Raw genomic sequence first — 14,964 nt, 5'->3', positions numbered from 1 at the left:
TCCGGCCACGCGGCGGTGAATACCGGGCGTTTGGCGTGGCCGGGCGACCCGCCCGCCGGCCGGCCCGAGCCGCGACTCAGCCGTGCCTGGGCCACCAGTGCGGGAGTTGGGCCGCGATATCGGTGGCCGCCGCCTCCACGTCGGTGGCGTCGCCCAGGGCCCACGTCTCGAACGCGGTGACGACGCCGCCGGCGATGTATCCGGCGGGATACCCGGCGGCGGCGCCGGGCACGGCGACGCCCAGGCGGGTCAGTTCGCGGATCGCGGCGAGCGCCCGTTCGCGCTGCGCCGCCTCCAGGCGGCGGCGGAAGCCGGCGTCCGTGTCGGAGGTGAACAGGGCCCGGTAGGCGGCGCGTTGATCGAGGATTTCCCGCAACTGCCCGCGCAGCGCCCGTTCGTACGCCGCGGCGAGGTCGGCGGGTCCCGCGGCGGCGCTGATCACGTCCTGCGGCACGCGCGCCAGCCTGTCGACGGACTGGGCGAACACCTCGGCCGCGAGAGACCGGATATCGGGCCAGTGGCCGTAGAACGTCACCCGGTGGACGCCTGCCCGGCGGCAGATCTCGGCGACGGAGAGCTGGTCGAGGGAGGTTTCCGGCAACGCGTCGCGGAAGGCGTTCGTCAGGCGTTCGCGGGTGCGCACGGCTCGCGGCTCGGCGCGGTCGGCGGCCTCCGCGCTGCCCCGCCGTGCGCTTGAACCGGGCATGGGTGTCCTTCCGGGGGGTCAGGACCGAAGGCGGGAACCCCCCGGTCGGCGTTCATCGTACGGAAGTCTGGCCTCCGTCGACCGGGATCAGCTGCCCGGTGATGAAACGGGACGCCTCGGAGGCGAGGAAGACCATCACGGGGCCGAGGTCGCGATCGGGGTCGCCGTACTTCTGGCCGAGGGCGATCGACTGCTCGTTCTGCCAGAAGTGGGCCGTCATGCCGTCCTCGTCGAGGCGCCCCAGCGCCTCCTCGTACATCGGGGTGGCGATGGCGGGGAGGATCGCGTTGACGCGGACGCCGTCGGCGCCCCAGGCAGCGGCGGCGGTGCGGGTCCAGGAGTGCACCGCGCCCTTGGACGCGGAGTACGCGGGCGCCCCCGGCTCGGCGCGCAGACCGGAGACCGAGCCGAAGTTGATGACCGAGCCGCGTCCGTTCCGCGCCATCAGGCGGTGGGCCGCCTGGTTGGTGAGCATGGTGCCGCGCACGTTGACGGCCATCATCACGTCCCAGTCCTCGGGCGTGACCGAGGAGGCGTCGCCCGAGCGCTGGATCGCGGCCGGGTGGGCGAGCACGTCGAGGCCGCCGAGCTGCTCGGCCGCCGCGTCGAACGCGCGGGTCACGGACTCCGGGTCCGCGATGTCGACCGTCATGAACGCCGCCGAGCCCGGGCCCGCCTCGGTGGCCGCCGCGGCCACCCGCTCGCCGCTCTCGCGGTCGACGTCCATGCCCACGACCCGCGCGCCGGCGGCGACGTAGGACCGCACGGTGGCCGCGCCCATGCCGCGCGCGCTGCCCGTGACGATGATCTTGTAACCGTTCAGTTCCATGGGGTGACTTCCTTGTCCACTGCCGGCGCCCCGGGGCGGGGGCGCCGTGTTGCCGGCCGCGCCGATCGGCGCGGCCCCATCTAATTTACGCCTGTAGTCCAGCATCCCGGCGACCGGGATCCGCGGACCCGCCCGGTGGGCGTGGTCGACGCGATTGCGAGTGCGACGTTCGCGGTCCCCTGGTGCGGGTGGCCGAAAAGCATCCATTACAGTGCTGCGTATGAAAATCGTTTTCAGGAGGGCGGTGCTCGCCGTTGCGCTGCTCGTGGTGGGCTCGACCGCCTGTGGCGCCGGCGGCGCGGACCGGGAAGCCGGCGAGGACGGGGCGCGCGACGGCGTCGGCGTGACGAGCTGCGGCCGGGAACTGGCCATCGCGGAACCGCCGGAACGCGCCATCGCCCTGGAGCAGAACGCCACCGAGATCATGCTGGCCCTCGGGCTTGAGGACCGCATGATCGGCACCAGCTACCAGACCGACCCGGTCCTCGGCACACTCGCCGACGCCTACGCGGACGTGCCCGTCCTGGCCGAGCAGTACCCGAGCCGCGAGACCGTCCTCGCGGAGGAGCCCGACTTCCTGTTCTCCACGCTCTCCTCGGCCTTCGCCCCCGACGCGGCGGGCGAACGGGCCGACTGGGCCGCGCTCGACGTGCCCGCCTACCTGTCCGGCCACGACTGCGAGGACCCGGCGCTCACCTGGGAGGAGGACACCCACGAGGCGCTCTTCGCGGAGATCACCGAGATCGCGGAGATCTTCGGCGTCCCCGAACGCGGCGCCGACCTCGTCGACTCCCTGAACCGGCGGCTGGACACCGCGCTCGCCACCGCGCCGGACGCCAACGGCCTCGACCTCATGTGGTACTACTCCGGCACCTCGACGCCCCACATCGCCGGCGCCGGCGGGCTGCCCTCGACGACCAGCCGGTCCATCGGCGCGCGCAACGCCTTCGACGACGTGGACCAGAAGTGGTTCGCGGGCGCCTGGGAGGACATCGCGGAACGGAACCCCGACGTGATCGTCCTGGCCGACCTGACCCGCGGCGGGGACGGCGACAGCGCCGCCGCCAAGGAGGACTTCCTGCGCTCCCACCCCGCCGCCTCGCGGCTCGACGCGGTCCGCGCCGACCGGATCATCACCGTCCCCGGCTCCGCCATGGACCCGTCCGTCCGCAGCGTCGGCGCCGTCGAGGCGCTGAGCGAGGGACTCGCGGACCTCGACGGCTGACCCGCGCTCCGCCACCCCCCGCACACACACCCGCAAGACCTGCCACCACCGCACCCGAAGGACCCGGCATGACCGACCACCCCCCGTCGCCGCGCGAGCTGCTCACGCGCTGGGACGACCAGCAGGCCGCCTACATAGCCCACCGCGAAGCACGCTTCACCACCATGCTCGACGTGCTGCGCCTGTACCTCCCCGAGGACTTCACGGCCCTCGACCTCGCCTGCGGCCCGGGCTCGCTGTCCGACCGGCTGCTGAGCGCGTTCCCCCGGGCGTCCGTCACGGCCGTCGACTACGACCCCCTGCTGCTGCGCCTGGCCACCCTCGTCCTCGCCGACCACGGCGACCGCGCCACGACCGCCGAGACCGACCTGGCCGAGCCGGGCTGGCTCGCCCGCCTCGGACCGGGGAACTGGGACGCCGTCGTCACCTCGACCGCCCTGCACTGGCTGTCCCCGGGGCAACTCCTGAACGTCTACAGCGAACTGGCGGCCCACCTGGCGCCCGGCGCGCTGCTCATGAACGCCGACCACCTCAGGTACGGCCCCGGCTTCCCCACCCTGCGCGCGCTGGCCGAGCGGCACGACGAGGAGACGCAGACGGCCGCGTTCGCCGCCGGCGCGGACACGTGGGGCGACTGGTTCGCCCGCGCCGCCGAGGTGCCCGACCTGGCCGCCAGGTCCGCGGAGCGGGAACGCCGGTTCGCCGACCGGCCGCCGCAGCCCCTGTCGGGGCTCGACTTCCACCTGGCCGCCCTGCGGACCGCGGGGTTCTCCGAAGTCGGCACCGTCTGGCAGTACCTGGACGACTACGTCGTCTTCGCCCGCCGATGACCTCCGGCCCCGCCACCGCGCGGCAGCCCGCGGCGGGGCCCGGGCGCGCCCAGGCCCCGCCGCGGGCCGCCCGGCGCCCGGCCGTCCTGTGGGCCGCGGCCGGTGCCGTCGCGCTCCCGCTGTCCGCGCTCACGGCCGTGACGGTCGGCAGCGCCGACCTGCCGCCCGGCGAGGTGCTGCGCGTCATCGCCGGACGCCTCGGCGCGGTCGGCCCGGCGGAACCCACGCTGCGGGAGACGATCGTCTGGGACCTGCGGGTGCCGCGCGTGCTGCTCGCCGCCCTCGTGGGCGCCGGCCTCACGCTGTGCGGCACGGTGCTCCAGGCCCTCACCCGCAACCCGCTGGCCGACCCCTACCTGCTCGGCGTGTCCTCCGGCGCGTCGACCGGCGCCGTCACCGTCCTGGTGCTCGGCGCCGGCTCGGGCGCGGCGCTCGCCCTGCCGGCCGGCGCGTTCGCCGGGGCGCTGCTGGCCTTCGGCTGCGTGCTCCTGCTGCTGGGACGCGCGCTCGGCGGCACGACCAGGGTCGTGCTCGCCGGCGTCGTCGTGTCGCAGCTGTTCATGGCGCTCACCAGCCTCACCGTGCTGTGGGCGGGCGACGCGGAGCAGACCCGCAGCATGACGTTCTGGCTGATGGGGTCGCTGGCCTCGGCCACCTGGGGGAGCGTGGCGGTCTGCGCCGCCGCCGTCGCCGCGGGGCTCGTGCTGTGCTGGAGTCACGCGGGCGCCCTCGACGCGCTGGCCTTCGGCCGGGAGGCCGCCGCCGGCCTCGGGGTCCGGACGCGCCGGACGGAGATTGCCCTGTACACGGGCACCGCCGTGCTCGCGGGCGCGCTGGTCTCGGCCAGCGGAGCCATCGGCTTCGTCGGGCTGCTGGTCCCGCACGCGGCGCGGTTCCTGGTGGGCGGACGCCACCGCGCGCTGCTCCCGGTGGGCGCCCTGCTCGGGGCGACGTTCCTGGTATGGGCCGACACCGCCGCCCGCACCGTGTTCGCGCCCCAGGAGATGCCGGTGGGCGTGCTCACCGCGCTCATCGGGGTGCCGGCGTTCGCCGTCCTCCTCATGAGGCGGGTGTCCGCGCCGTGAACGCTCACGCCGCCGTGCTCTCGGCGCACGAGGTCTCCTGGACGGCGGGCGGTCGCCGGCTCGTCGAGGACGTCACACTCACCGCGCCCGCGGGCGGCTTCACCGGGCTGATCGGCCCCAACGGCTCGGGCAAGTCCACCCTGCTGCGGCTGCTCGCGGGACTGCGGCGGCCGTCGGCGGGCCGGGTGCTGATGGACGGTGTCGACCTGGCCTCGCTCCGCCGCGCGGACGTGGCCAGGCGCCTGTCCTTCACCGCCCAGGAGGTCGCCTCCGAGGTCGAGCTGCGGGTGCGGGACGTCGTCGCGCTCGGCCGCCTCCCGCACCGGCCGCGGCTGGCCGCGCCGGGCCCCGAGGACGAGCGTGTGGCACGGGAGGCCATGGAACGGCTCGGTGTCGCCGGCCTCGCCGACAGGTCCTGGCCCACGCTCTCGGGCGGGGAGCGGCAGCGCGTGAACATCGCGCGGGCGCTCGCCCAGGAGCCGGGCGTCCTGCTGCTCGACGAGCCCATGAACCACCTGGACGTCAGGCATCAGCTCGGCCTGCTCGAACTCCTGGCCGCCGCTCCGGTGACGGTGGTCGCGGCCCTGCACGACCTCGACCTCGCGGCGCGGTACTGCGGGCGGCTCGTGCTGCTGGACGCGGGCCGCGTCGTGGCCCACGGGCCGCCGGACGAGGTGCTCACGCCGGCGCACATCGAACGGGTCTACGGCGTGCGGGCCACCCTGGTCCCCGGGCCGTTCGCACGGCCGCACCTGCGCCTCGACCCCCTGCCAGGACCGGCGACCGCCTGACGCGTCCGCGGGCGGACGCGCCGGGCCGCCGGGGCTCATGAGGAGTTCTTGAGGACGCTCCAGCCGCCGTCCACGACGAGCGAGGCACCGGTCACGTAGGAGGCGTCGTCGCTGACGAGGAAGGCGATGGCCGCGGCGACCTCCTCCGGCCTGCCGAGGCGCCCCGCGGCGGTCTCCCCGGCCGCCGCCCGGCGGTCCTCCTCGCCGATCCCGTCCCAGGCGTGGGTCAGCACCGGTCCTGGCAGCACGCTGTTCACCCGGATCCTGCCGCCGTACTCGACGGCCAACTGCCGTGCCAGCCCGGTGAGTCCGGCCTTGGCCGCGGCGTAGGCGGGCCGCCCGGGCAGTCCGACGAGCGCGTGCACGGAGGAGACGAGCACCGCGCTGCCGCCGGTGGCGGCCAGATCGTCGAGGCAGGCGCGCACGCCGAGGAAGGACCCGGTGAGGCTCACCGCGAGCTGCCGGTCCCACTCCGCCGCGCTGGTCTCGTGGGCCGGCGCGACGCGGACGGCGTAGGCGTTGCTCACCAGTGCGTGCACCGGCCCGAACGCCGAACGCGCGGCTTCCGCCGCGGCGGCCCACGACGCCTCGTCCGCGACATCGCAGCGCTGGAACCGGGCGTCGCCCCCGGCCCGCCCGATGGCCGCGGCCACCTCGGCGCCCGCCTCCTCGTCGATGTCGGTGACGAGGACGCGGGCTCCCTCGGCGGCCAGCCGGTGGGCGGTCGCGGCCCCGATGCCGGAGGCCGCGCCGGTGACCAGCGCGCACTTCCCGGCGAGGCGCTGTGCGGACGGGACGGGGGCGGGACGCATGGTGGCTGCTCCAGCGGGGCCGACGGCAACGACAAGCGAGATTGAATATGAATACTTGCGGCGCGCCAAGGGGCCCCGGGCGCGATCCGTGTCGCGCGGGGCGCGGCGGGCTTTCGCCACGCCCCGCGCCGCGCGCGTGTCCGAAAGACCCTCTCGACCCCTCCCGCCCGCTTGCGCGGCCGGACCGGTGCCGTGAGGCTGGCCGGGGCCGCGGTGCGCCCGCCATGGCGACCCGGCGGCCGGTTCGTTCGGTGATCGCGAAAGAAGGGGAGCTTTTGCCATGGTCGCCATTCAGACCCGGGGAATCTGGCAGAACCCGGACAAGGACGCGTCGTATTTCACCGGTCTCGGTTCCGAGCACCTCAGTTGGGGCACGCCGGTGGACAGCGAGCAGAGCGCTTACCGCTTCAAGGGAAACTCCGCGGTGGCGGACATAGACGGCCCCGCGGTCGTACTCGGCACGTTCACGCATTACAACTTCCGGGTGCAGATGCCGTTCACGCGCTTCCAGGTGGAGCTGAAGGTCACCGTGACCGTCGAGGGCGGGATCAGGCGCCAGTTCACGCTTCCCTTCAGTCACTACGAGTCGCCCAACCGGGGCCCGGTGCACGACGACGAGGTCGGCATCGGCGTCGTCGCGGTGAAGAAGGCCGTGGAGATCGACGACGTCGAGTGCGACATGAAGGTCACCGGGTTCTACCAGTCCCTTCTCTCCGACGAGGTCACCGAGACGTTCATCAGTCCCGAGGACCAGTCCAACAGCGGGCAGCTCCTGGTCCAGTTCACCCGTTACGACGGCCCGCTGTAGCCCTGCGCGCCCGCCGGCCCGCGCCGCCGGTGCCCGGCGCCGGCGTCTTCCCGCCTCGTGCACAGCGGGTTAAGCTGACCCTTCGGCTTGTCGACGCGTCGTCAGGGGGAGCGGATGCCAGGATCGGACGCCCGGTCGCAGCGGGGCCGGGCCGGTGGCGCGTTGCGCCGGATCGCGCTGCGACTGCGGACGCCGAGGTTCCTCGCCGCCCGCCGGCGCCGCGCCGCGGACGCGCGCTCCGCCGCCGGCACCGCCTTCGCGCGGCAGGCTCACCAGCCCTCGCCGGCCGCCGACCACTACGCAGCGCAGGCGCAGGCGAGCCAGGCGTACCACCGCTGGCCGCAGTGACCCGCGGCGCGGCCGGTCACCGGGCGCGGCCCCGGCGCGGTCAGCGCAGGCCGCCGATCTCGATCGCCGGGCAGCGGTCCATCACCATGTCGAGTCCCGCGGCGCGCGTGCGCGCGTACGCGTCCTCGTCGACCACCCCCAGCTGGAACCACACCGCCTTCGCGCCGATGGTCACCGCCTCGTCGGCGACCGGGCCGGCGAGCGAGCTGTTGACGAACACGTCCACCACGTCGACGGGGAACGGGATCGCCGAGAGGGACGGGTAGCCCGGCTCCCCGTGCACCGTCTCGGCCTTGGGGTGGACCGGCACGATCCGCTTGCCGAACCGCTGGAGCACCGCGGCGACGCCGTGGGCGGCCCGGCCGGGGTTCGCTGACAGCCCCACGACCGCCCACGTGTCGCCGAGGTCGGTGAGGATCTTCCTGGCGGTCGCCGCGTCGCCGTACATGTCTGCCTCCTGGGGGTCGGCTCCTGCCCCCGGTACAACGGCCCGCGGCGCGTGGCATTCCCGCCCGGCCGCCCGGGCCCCGGCCCGGCCGCCGCACCGCGCGGGAAGCGGCGCGGGTGCCGCTGCATAAGGTGACGGGATGCGGGACGAGTACCTGACCGTGGCGCGCGAGGGCGTGCACGAGACCGAGGTCAACCGGTCGCGGTTCCTGTGCGCGCTGGCGCCGGCCGCCACCGAGGAGCAGGCGCGGGCGTTCATCGCCCGCGTGCGGGCCCTGCACCCCACCGCCACGCACAACTGCACCGCGTACGTGATCGGCGCCGACGCCGCCGTGCAGCGGGCCGACGACGACGGGGAGCCGGGCGGCACGGCCGGGGCGCCGATGCTCCAGATGCTCCTGCGCCGGGAGGTTCGGTATGCCGTCGCGGTGGTCACTCGGTACTTCGGCGGCACCAAGCTCGGCGCCGGGGGTCTGATCAGGGCGTACGGGGGTGCCGTCGGGGCGGCGCTCGACGCGCTCGGGACCGTCCCCAGGCGCCGGCTGCGGCTGGTCGTGGTCACCGTCGACCACGGGCGCGCCGGGCGCCTTGAGAACGACCTGCGGGCCACCGGCCGGGAGGTCAGGGGCGTCACCTACGGTGCCGAGGTCGTCATCGAGGTGGCACTGCCGGCGGCGGAGGTGGACGCCTTCCGGGCCTGGCTGGCCGGCGCCACCGCCGGCGCGGCCCGGCTGGCGCCCGGTGGCGAGACCTTCGGGCCGGGCGCGGCGGAATAGCGCCGGGGCGGGCGGCGTTCCGGGGTTGGTTGAACGGTAAACTAGCGAGGTGGGCACCATGCAGACCGGTATGCAGTTCGGGATCTTCACCGTCGGTGACGTCACGACCGACCCGACCACGGGCCGGACGCCGACCGAGCACGAGCGGATCAAGGCCATGGTCACGATCGCGCTGAAGGCGGAGGAGGTCGGCCTCGACGTCTTCGCGACCGGCGAGCACCACAACCCGCCGTTCGTCCCGTCCTCGCCGACCACGATGCTGGGCTGGATCGCGGCCCGCACCGAACGGCTGCTCCTGTCCACCTCGACCACCCTCATCACCACCAACGACCCGGTGAAGATCGCCGAGGACTTCGCGATGCTCCAGCACCTGGCCGAGGGGCGGGTGGACGTGATGATGGGCCGCGGCAACACCGGCCCCGTCTACCCGTGGTTCGGCCAGGACATCCGGCAGGGCATCCCCCTGGCCATCGAGAACTACGCGCTGCTGCACAAGCTGTGGCGCGAGGACGTCGTGGACTGGGAGGGGCGGTTCCGCACCCCGCTCCAGGGCTTCACGTCCACGCCGAGGCCGCTGGACGGCGTCCCGCCGTTCGTGTGGCACGGCTCGATCCGCAGCCCGGAGATCGCGGAGCAGGCCGCCTTCTACGGGGACGGCTTCTTCGCGAACAACATCTTCTGGCCCAAGGAGCACTTCCAGCGCCTGATCGGCCTCTACCGCGAACGCTGGGCGCACTACGGCCACGGCACCCCCGAGCAGGCGTACGTCGGGCTCGGCGGGCAGGTGTTCATGCGCGAGAGGTCCCAGGACGCGGTCCGCGAGTTCCGCCCCTACTTCGACAACGCGCCGGTCTACGGCCACGGGCCCTCGCTTGAGGAGTTCACCGAGCAGACGCCGCTCACCGTGGGCAGCCCGCAGGAGGTCATCGAGAAGACCCTGACGTTCCGGGAGTCCTTCGGCGACTACCAGCGGCAGCTGTTCCTCATGGACCACGCCGGGCTGCCGCTGAAGACCGTGCTCGAACAGCTCGACCTCCTCGGCGAGAAGGTGCTCCCGGTGCTGCGCGAGGAGTTCGCCAAGGGCCGCCCCGCCGAGGTCCCCGGGGGGCCGACCCACGCGGCCCGGGTCGCCGCCGCCCGGGACGCGGTGCCCGCCGACACCACCGCATGACCGGCGCGGACCGCGCACCGCGCCACCGGGGACGCGGCGGCGCCCCGGCCGGCGCGCACCAGGACGCACACGAGGAGGAGAGCAGGATGACCACCCACAGGCTCGTCGTGGTGACGGCAGGACTCGGCCGCCCTTCGGCCACCCGGCTGCTCGCCGACCGGCTGACCGAGGCGACCGGCCGCCACCTCGCCGACGCGGGGCGGCACGCGGAGCCGGAGGTGATCGAACTCCGCGAGCTCGCCACCGACATCGCCGGCCACCTGGTCACCGGATTCCCCGCGCCCACGCTCCGCGCGGCACTCGACGCGGTGGAGAACGCCGACGGGCTGATCGCCGTCAGCCCCGTGTTCGCGGCCTCCTACAGCGGCCTGTTCAAGTCGTTCTTCGACCTGCTCGACCCCGCCGTCCTGACCGGCAAGCCCGTGCTGATCGCGGCCACGGGCGGCACCCCGCGCCACTCGCTCGCCCTGGAGTACGCGCTGCGCCCGCTGTTCGTCTACCTGCACGCCACCGTCGTGCCGACCGCCGTGTTCGCGGCGGCCGACGACTGGGGCTCGGGCGCGAGCGCGGGCACCGACACCCTGCCGGCCCGGGTCGACCGCGCCGCCGCCGAACTCGCCGCCCTGCTGCCGGCCGCCCGGCCGGCCCGCGCCGCCGAGGAGCAGGTCGTCCCGTTCGAGCAGCAACTCGCCGCGCTGCGGCCCGACTGAGCCAGGCGCGCCCGGCCCCCGCGCGCACGGGCCGCCGGTCCCGCCCCGACCGGGCGCGCGACCGGCGGCCCGTTCGCACCCCGTGCCATCGCGCCCGCCCGGCGCCCCCAACGCCGCCCAACGGCGCACCGGGCAGCCGCCGTTGCCGCCCGTGGACGCCCCGCGCCCGCCGCCTGTCGTATCCCGGTGGCACACTGAGGCGGACGAACGGACAGGTCCGCGGGCGCGGGCCGCACGCGGCGGAAGGCGGGCGATGAGGTTCCTGCACACTTCGGACTGGCACCTGGGGCGGGGCCTGCACCGGGTCAGCCTGCTCGACGCGCAGGAGGCGTTCCTCGACCACCTGATCGCGACCGCGCGCGAGGAGCGCGTGGACGCCGTGCTCGTCGCCGGCGACATCTACGACCGCGCCGTGCCCCCGCTGCCGGCCGTCGACCTGTACGACGACGCCCTGCACCGGCTCGCCGGCCTCGGCGTGCCCACCGTGATGATCCCGGGCAACCACGACTCGCCCCGCCGGCTCGGCGTCGGCTCGGGCCTCATCGGCCGCGCGGGGGTCCACCTGCGCACCGACCCGGCCGACTGCGCCACGCCGGTGCTCCTGGCCGACCGGCACGGCGACGTCGCCGTCTACGGCCTGCCCTACCTGGAACCGGCCCTGGTGCGCGAGGAGTTCGGGGTGCGCACCGCCCAGCACGCCGCCGTCGTCGGCGCCGCCATGGACCGGGTGCGGGCCGACCTCTCGGCCCGCCCGGCAGCGACCCGCTCCGTCGTCCTGGCCCACGCGTTCGTCACCGGAGGCACGACCAGCGACAGCGAACGGGACATCACCGTCGGCGGCGCCGCCGCCGTGCCCGCCGCCGCCTTCTCCGGCGTCGACTACGCAGCGCTCGGCCACCTGCACGGCTGCCAGACCATCACCGAGCGCGTCCGGTACTCGGGTTCGCCGCTGGCCTACTCCTTCTCCGAGGCCGCGCACCGCAAGTCGATGTGGCTCGTCGACCTCGGCCCCCGCGGCGAGCTCGCCGCCGAGCGCGTCGACTGCCCCGTGCCGCGCCCGCTCGCCCGCATCCGCGGCCGGCTTGAGACGCTGCTGATCGACCCGGCGCTCGCCCCGCACGAGACCGCGTTCGTCGAGGCCACCCTCACCGACCCGGCCAGGCCCGAGGAGCCCCTGGCCCGGCTCGCCGCACGCTTCCCGCACGTCCTCAGCCTCGTGTTCGAGCCCGACCGGCCCCCGGCGGAGCGCACCAGCTACGCGCGGCGTCTCACCGGCCGCACCGACCAGGAGATCGCCGAGGACTTCGTGGCCCACGTCCGCGGCGGCCTCGGCCCCGACGCGCGGGAACGCGCGGCCCTGCGCGACGCCCTCGGCGCGGCCCGCGCCCGGGAGGTGTGAGGTGCGGCTCCACCGGCTGACCCTGACCGCGTTCGGCCCGTTCGGCGGCACCCAGCACATCGACTTCGACCGGCTCTCCGCGGCCGGCCTCTTCCTGCTGCACGGACCCACGGGCGCGGGCAAGACCTCCGTCCTCGACGCCATCTGCTACGCCCTCTACGCCGCCGTGCCCGGCGCGCGGCAGGGCAGCCCGCAGGCCCTGCGCAGCGACCACGCCGACCCGCACACCGCGACCGAGGTCGTGCTCGACCTCACCGTCGGCGGGCGCCGCGTCGAGGTCACCCGCAGACCCGAGCAGGAACGGCCCAAGCGCCGCGGCGCGGGCACCACCCGCGACCGCGCGCGCAGCCTCCTGCGCGAACACGACCCCGCCACCGGGACCTGGCGCGCCGTCAGCCACTCCCACCAGGAGATCGGCGAGGAGCTGACCGCGCTGCTCGGCATGAGCCGCGACCAGTTCTGCCAGGTCGTGCTGCTGCCGCAGGGCGACTTCGCGCGCTTCCTGCGCGCGGGCGCCGAGGACCGCGCCAAGCTGCTCGGGCGGCTGTTCGACACCCGCAGGTTCGCCGGCGCCGAGGCACACCTCGCGGAGCTGCGCGCCGAGGCCGTGCGGCGGGTGCGCGCCGGGGACGAACGGCTGCTCGCCACCGCGCACCGCGTGCAGCAGGCCGCGGAGCCACTGGCGGGCGAGCCGGCGGACCCGGGCGAGGTCGCCGCGGGCGACCCGGAGCTCGACGACGCGGTCCTCACGTTCGCCGCCGTGGCCCGCTGCACCGCCAGGGAGCGCCGGGACATCGCCGCCGCCGCGCTGCGCGCCGCCGAGTCCGCCCACGCAGCCGCCCGCCGCGCGCAGGCCGACAGCGTGGAGCTGGCCCGCCTCCAGGCGGCGCACGCGGACGCCACCGCGCGGGCCGCGGCGCGCGCCGCGCGCGGCGCCGCGCTCGACGCCGACCGTCTCGGGCTGGAGCGGGCCCAGGCCGCCGAGACCGTCGCGCCCGCCCTGCGCCTGCGGGACGCGGCGGACCAGGAGCACGCCGCCGCCGCGCTGGCCGAGCGGCGGGCCAGGGCCGCGCTGCCGCCCGCACTCGCCGGCCACCCCGCCGCCGCGCTCGCGCGGCACGAGCGCGAGCTGCGCGAACGGCTGGGCGCCCTCGCCGCCGCGCGCCGCGCCGAGGAGCGCGCCCGGGCCGTCACCGCGGAGCTGGCCGCGCTCGACGGCGAACAGGCCGCCGCGCGCCGGCACGCGGCCGAGCACGAACGGCGCCTGGCCCCCTGGCCCGGCGAGCGGGAACGGCTGCGGCGGGCCGTCGAGGCCGCCCGCGACGCCGCCGCGCGCGCCGACCGCCTCGCGGCCCAACTGGCCCCCGCCGAGGACCGGCTGGCCGCCGCCCGGCGCCGCGACGCCCTGGCGGCCGGCCTCGGCGCGGCGGAGGCCGCGCTGCTCGCGGCCCGCGAGCGGGCCGCCGACGCCCACGCCACGTGGCTGGACCGCAAGGAGGCGCGGCTGCGCGGCATCGCCGCCGAACTGGCGGCCGGGCTGCGGCCCGGCGAGCCGTGCGCCGTCTGCGGCTCGGCCGACCACCCGCGCCCGGCGCGCGCCGGGGAGGGCCACGTGGACCGGGCCGCGGAGGAGGCCGCCGAGGCCGCGCACCGCGCGGCGGATGAGGACCGCGTCGCGGCCGAACGCGCCCTCGCCGCCGTCCGCGAGGACCACGCGGCGGCCCGCGCCGCCGCCGGCTCCGAGGACACCGGGGAACTCGCCGCGCTGGTCGATGAGTTGCGCGCCCAGCGGGACGCCGCCCTGGCCGGCGCGGGAGACGAGCCGGCCGCGCGGGCCGCGCTCGCCGAGGCGGAACGCGCCCACGAGGACCTGCTGACCGCGCGGCAGGACGCGCACCGCCGCATCGCCGCGCTCTCCTCGCGGCACGACGCGCTGCGCGCCGAGCGGGACGCGCTCCTCCAGGAGACCGGCCGGGCCAGGGGCGACGCACCCGACGTCGCCGCGCGCGCCGCCCGGCTGGCCGCCGAGGCCGACGCGCTGGCCGCGGCGGCGGACGCCGCGGGGGCCGCGGAGGAGAGCGCCGACCGCCGCAAGCTGGCCGACGGCCGCGCCGAGGACGCGGCCCACCGGGCCGGCTTCGCCTCCGCCGAGGCCGCGCAGGCCGCGCTGATCGACGCGGCGGGCCGGCGCGAGCTGCGCGAGCGCCTCGACGCCTGGCAGGCCGAGGAGGCGGCCATCACGGCCGTGCTCGCGGACGCCGCGACCGCCGCCGCGGCGGCACGGCCGCCCGCCGACCCGGCAGCCGCCGAGGAGCGGCTCGCCGCCGCCACCCGCCGACTGCGGGCGGCCTCCGCCGCCGAGGCGGCGGCCACCACCCGCTGCGCCGAGCTCGACGACCTGTCCGCGCGGGCGGCGGCGGAGGCGCGCGCCCTCGCGCCGCTGCGCGACGGCAGCCGCCACATCACCCGGCTCGCGGGGCTCACCGCGGGCACCGCACCGGAGAACGAGTACCGGATGCGCCTGGAGACCTACGTCCTGGCCGCCCGGCTCGAACAGGTCGCCGCCGTGGCCAGCGTCCGCCTGCACCGCATGTCGGCCGGCCGCTACGCGCTGGTCCACTCCGACGCCAGGAGCGGCCGGGCGCGTTCAGGCCTTGGACTGCGCGTGCTCGACGCCTGGACCGGCCGCACCCGCGACACCGCGACGCTCTCCGGCGGCGAGTCGTTCTTCGTGTCCCTCGCGCTCGCCCTCGGTCTGGCCGACGTGGTGGCGGAGGAGTCGGGCGGGCAGCGTCTTGACACGCTGTTCATCGACGAGGGGTTCGGCAGCCTCGACGAGCAGGCCCTGGACGAAGTGCTCGACGTGCTCGACTCGTTGCGCGAGCACGACCGCTGCGTCGCCATCGTCAGCCACGTGCCGGACCTGCGCGGCCGCATCCCCGCCCAGCTGCGGGTCGACAAGAGCCGCCGCGGCTCCACCGTCCGGGTCTCGGCCACCCCGGCCGGCACCTGACCGGCCGCGAAGCG

At 76.1% G+C, this 14,964-nt stretch carries 15 protein-coding genes; 11 read left to right on the top strand and 4 right to left on the bottom strand.

The window, feature by feature from the left end; genetic code table 11:
- Positions 1 to 76: 76 nt before the first annotated feature.
- Entirely contained in the window at positions 77 to 706 is a 630-nt protein-coding gene (locus LC193_RS01110; RefSeq protein ID WP_226070415.1) for a TetR/AcrR family transcriptional regulator, read from the bottom strand.
- Positions 707 to 758: 52 nt separating this feature from the next.
- On the bottom strand, positions 759 to 1,535 hold the full coding sequence (locus LC193_RS01105; RefSeq protein WP_226070413.1) for an SDR family NAD(P)-dependent oxidoreductase: 777 nt from the start codon (positions 1,533 to 1,535) through the stop codon (positions 759 to 761).
- 220 nt (positions 1,536 to 1,755) lie between these two features.
- Between LC193_RS01105 and LC193_RS01100 the strand changes: the two genes are divergently transcribed.
- The 4 genes from LC193_RS01100 (at position 1,756) to LC193_RS01085 (ending at position 5,466) form a co-directional block, all read left to right on the top strand.
- A complete protein-coding gene (locus LC193_RS01100) occupies positions 1,756 to 2,760 on the top strand; it encodes an ABC transporter substrate-binding protein (protein WP_226070411.1) in 1,005 nt (334 codons plus the stop codon).
- 68 nt (positions 2,761 to 2,828) lie between these two features.
- Complete coding sequence (locus LC193_RS01095; protein WP_226070408.1) at positions 2,829 to 3,590, top strand: class I SAM-dependent methyltransferase; 762 nt, start codon at positions 2,829 to 2,831, stop codon at positions 3,588 to 3,590.
- Positions 3,587 to 4,675: a FecCD family ABC transporter permease gene (locus LC193_RS01090; RefSeq protein WP_226070406.1), complete on the top strand. Its 1,089-nt coding sequence runs from the start codon at positions 3,587 to 3,589 to the stop codon at positions 4,673 to 4,675. The genes LC193_RS01095 and LC193_RS01090 overlap by 4 nt, the downstream gene beginning before the upstream one ends.
- Positions 4,672 to 5,466 (top strand): ABC transporter ATP-binding protein, encoded by a 795-nt coding sequence (locus tag LC193_RS01085; RefSeq protein WP_226070404.1) that lies wholly within the window; start codon positions 4,672 to 4,674, stop codon positions 5,464 to 5,466. Before LC193_RS01090 ends, LC193_RS01085 begins: the two co-directional genes overlap by 4 nt.
- A 35-nt stretch (positions 5,467 to 5,501) precedes the next feature.
- On the opposite strand, the gene LC193_RS01080 is transcribed toward LC193_RS01085, so the two are convergent.
- Positions 5,502 to 6,278: an SDR family NAD(P)-dependent oxidoreductase gene (locus tag LC193_RS01080; RefSeq protein WP_226070402.1), complete on the bottom strand. Its 777-nt coding sequence runs from the start codon at positions 6,276 to 6,278 to the stop codon at positions 5,502 to 5,504.
- A 280-nt stretch (positions 6,279 to 6,558) separates the two neighbouring features.
- Here LC193_RS01080 and LC193_RS01075 point away from each other — a divergent pair, with 280 nt between their 5' ends.
- Both LC193_RS01075 and LC193_RS01070 read left to right on the top strand, forming a co-directional pair.
- A complete protein-coding gene (locus LC193_RS01075; RefSeq protein WP_226070401.1) occupies positions 6,559 to 7,086 on the top strand; it encodes a choice-of-anchor K domain-containing protein in 528 nt (175 codons plus the stop codon).
- Between the two features lie 114 nt (positions 7,087 to 7,200).
- Complete coding sequence (locus tag LC193_RS01070) at positions 7,201 to 7,434, top strand: hypothetical protein (protein WP_226070398.1); 234 nt, start codon at positions 7,201 to 7,203, stop codon at positions 7,432 to 7,434.
- Between the two features lie 40 nt (positions 7,435 to 7,474).
- Here LC193_RS01070 and LC193_RS01065 read toward each other — a convergent pair whose 3' ends face one another.
- Entirely contained in the window at positions 7,475 to 7,882 is a 408-nt protein-coding gene (locus LC193_RS01065) for a CoA-binding protein (protein ID WP_226070396.1), read from the bottom strand.
- Between the two features lie 139 nt (positions 7,883 to 8,021).
- Between LC193_RS01065 and LC193_RS01060 the strand changes: the two genes are divergently transcribed.
- From LC193_RS01060 to LC193_RS01040, 5 genes are all read left to right on the top strand, one after another.
- A complete protein-coding gene (locus tag LC193_RS01060) occupies positions 8,022 to 8,657 on the top strand; it encodes a YigZ family protein (protein WP_226070394.1) in 636 nt (211 codons plus the stop codon).
- 70 nt (positions 8,658 to 8,727) lie between these two features.
- Positions 8,728 to 9,828: an LLM class flavin-dependent oxidoreductase gene (locus LC193_RS01055; RefSeq protein ID WP_226078429.1), complete on the top strand. Its 1,101-nt coding sequence runs from the start codon at positions 8,728 to 8,730 to the stop codon at positions 9,826 to 9,828.
- An 86-nt stretch (positions 9,829 to 9,914) separates the two neighbouring features.
- Positions 9,915 to 10,538: an FMN reductase gene (locus LC193_RS01050; protein WP_226070392.1), complete on the top strand. Its 624-nt coding sequence runs from the start codon at positions 9,915 to 9,917 to the stop codon at positions 10,536 to 10,538.
- 253 nt (positions 10,539 to 10,791) lie between these two features.
- Entirely contained in the window at positions 10,792 to 11,937 is a 1,146-nt protein-coding gene (locus LC193_RS01045) for an exonuclease SbcCD subunit D (protein WP_226070390.1), read from the top strand.
- A 1-nt stretch (position 11,938) separates the two neighbouring features.
- Complete coding sequence (locus LC193_RS01040) at positions 11,939 to 14,950, top strand: AAA family ATPase (protein ID WP_226070388.1); 3,012 nt, start codon at positions 11,939 to 11,941, stop codon at positions 14,948 to 14,950.
- Positions 14,951 to 14,964 lie beyond the last annotated feature (14 nt).

Origin of the sequence: Streptomyces marincola, assembly GCF_020410765.1 — a bacterium.
GTDB classification, from domain to species: Bacteria; Actinomycetota; Actinomycetes; order Streptomycetales; family Streptomycetaceae; genus Streptomyces; species Streptomyces marincola.
The sequence above is the reverse complement of the archived record's forward strand: the minus strand, read 5'-3'. Positions and strand labels throughout refer to the sequence as shown.

What these genes read in the sequence shown, in the direction of transcription:
- LC193_RS01080 (WP_226070402.1), bottom strand. Translation starts at nt 6,278, where the DNA reads ATGCGTCCCGCCCCCGTCCCGTCCGCACAGCGCCTCGCCGGGAAGTGC.
- LC193_RS01095 (WP_226070408.1), top strand. Translation starts at nt 2,829, where the DNA reads ATGACCGACCACCCCCCGTCGCCGCGCGAGCTGCTCACGCGCTGGGAC.
- LC193_RS01110 (WP_226070415.1), bottom strand. Translation starts at nt 706, where the DNA reads ATGCCCGGTTCAAGCGCACGGCGGGGCAGCGCGGAGGCCGCCGACCGC.
- LC193_RS01055 (WP_226078429.1), top strand. Translation starts at nt 8,728, where the DNA reads ATGCAGTTCGGGATCTTCACCGTCGGTGACGTCACGACCGACCCGACC.
- LC193_RS01045 (WP_226070390.1), top strand. Translation starts at nt 10,792, where the DNA reads ATGAGGTTCCTGCACACTTCGGACTGGCACCTGGGGCGGGGCCTGCAC.
- LC193_RS01065 (WP_226070396.1), bottom strand. Translation starts at nt 7,882, where the DNA reads ATGTACGGCGACGCGGCGACCGCCAGGAAGATCCTCACCGACCTCGGC.
- LC193_RS01070 (WP_226070398.1), top strand. Translation starts at nt 7,201, where the DNA reads ATGCCAGGATCGGACGCCCGGTCGCAGCGGGGCCGGGCCGGTGGCGCG.
- LC193_RS01075 (WP_226070401.1), top strand. Translation starts at nt 6,559, where the DNA reads ATGGTCGCCATTCAGACCCGGGGAATCTGGCAGAACCCGGACAAGGAC.
- LC193_RS01105 (WP_226070413.1), bottom strand. Translation starts at nt 1,535, where the DNA reads ATGGAACTGAACGGTTACAAGATCATCGTCACGGGCAGCGCGCGCGGC.
- LC193_RS01100 (WP_226070411.1), top strand. Translation starts at nt 1,756, where the DNA reads ATGAAAATCGTTTTCAGGAGGGCGGTGCTCGCCGTTGCGCTGCTCGTG.
- LC193_RS01090 (WP_226070406.1), top strand. Translation starts at nt 3,587, where the DNA reads ATGACCTCCGGCCCCGCCACCGCGCGGCAGCCCGCGGCGGGGCCCGGG.
- LC193_RS01060 (WP_226070394.1), top strand. Translation starts at nt 8,022, where the DNA reads ATGCGGGACGAGTACCTGACCGTGGCGCGCGAGGGCGTGCACGAGACC.
- LC193_RS01050 (WP_226070392.1), top strand. Translation starts at nt 9,915, where the DNA reads ATGACCACCCACAGGCTCGTCGTGGTGACGGCAGGACTCGGCCGCCCT.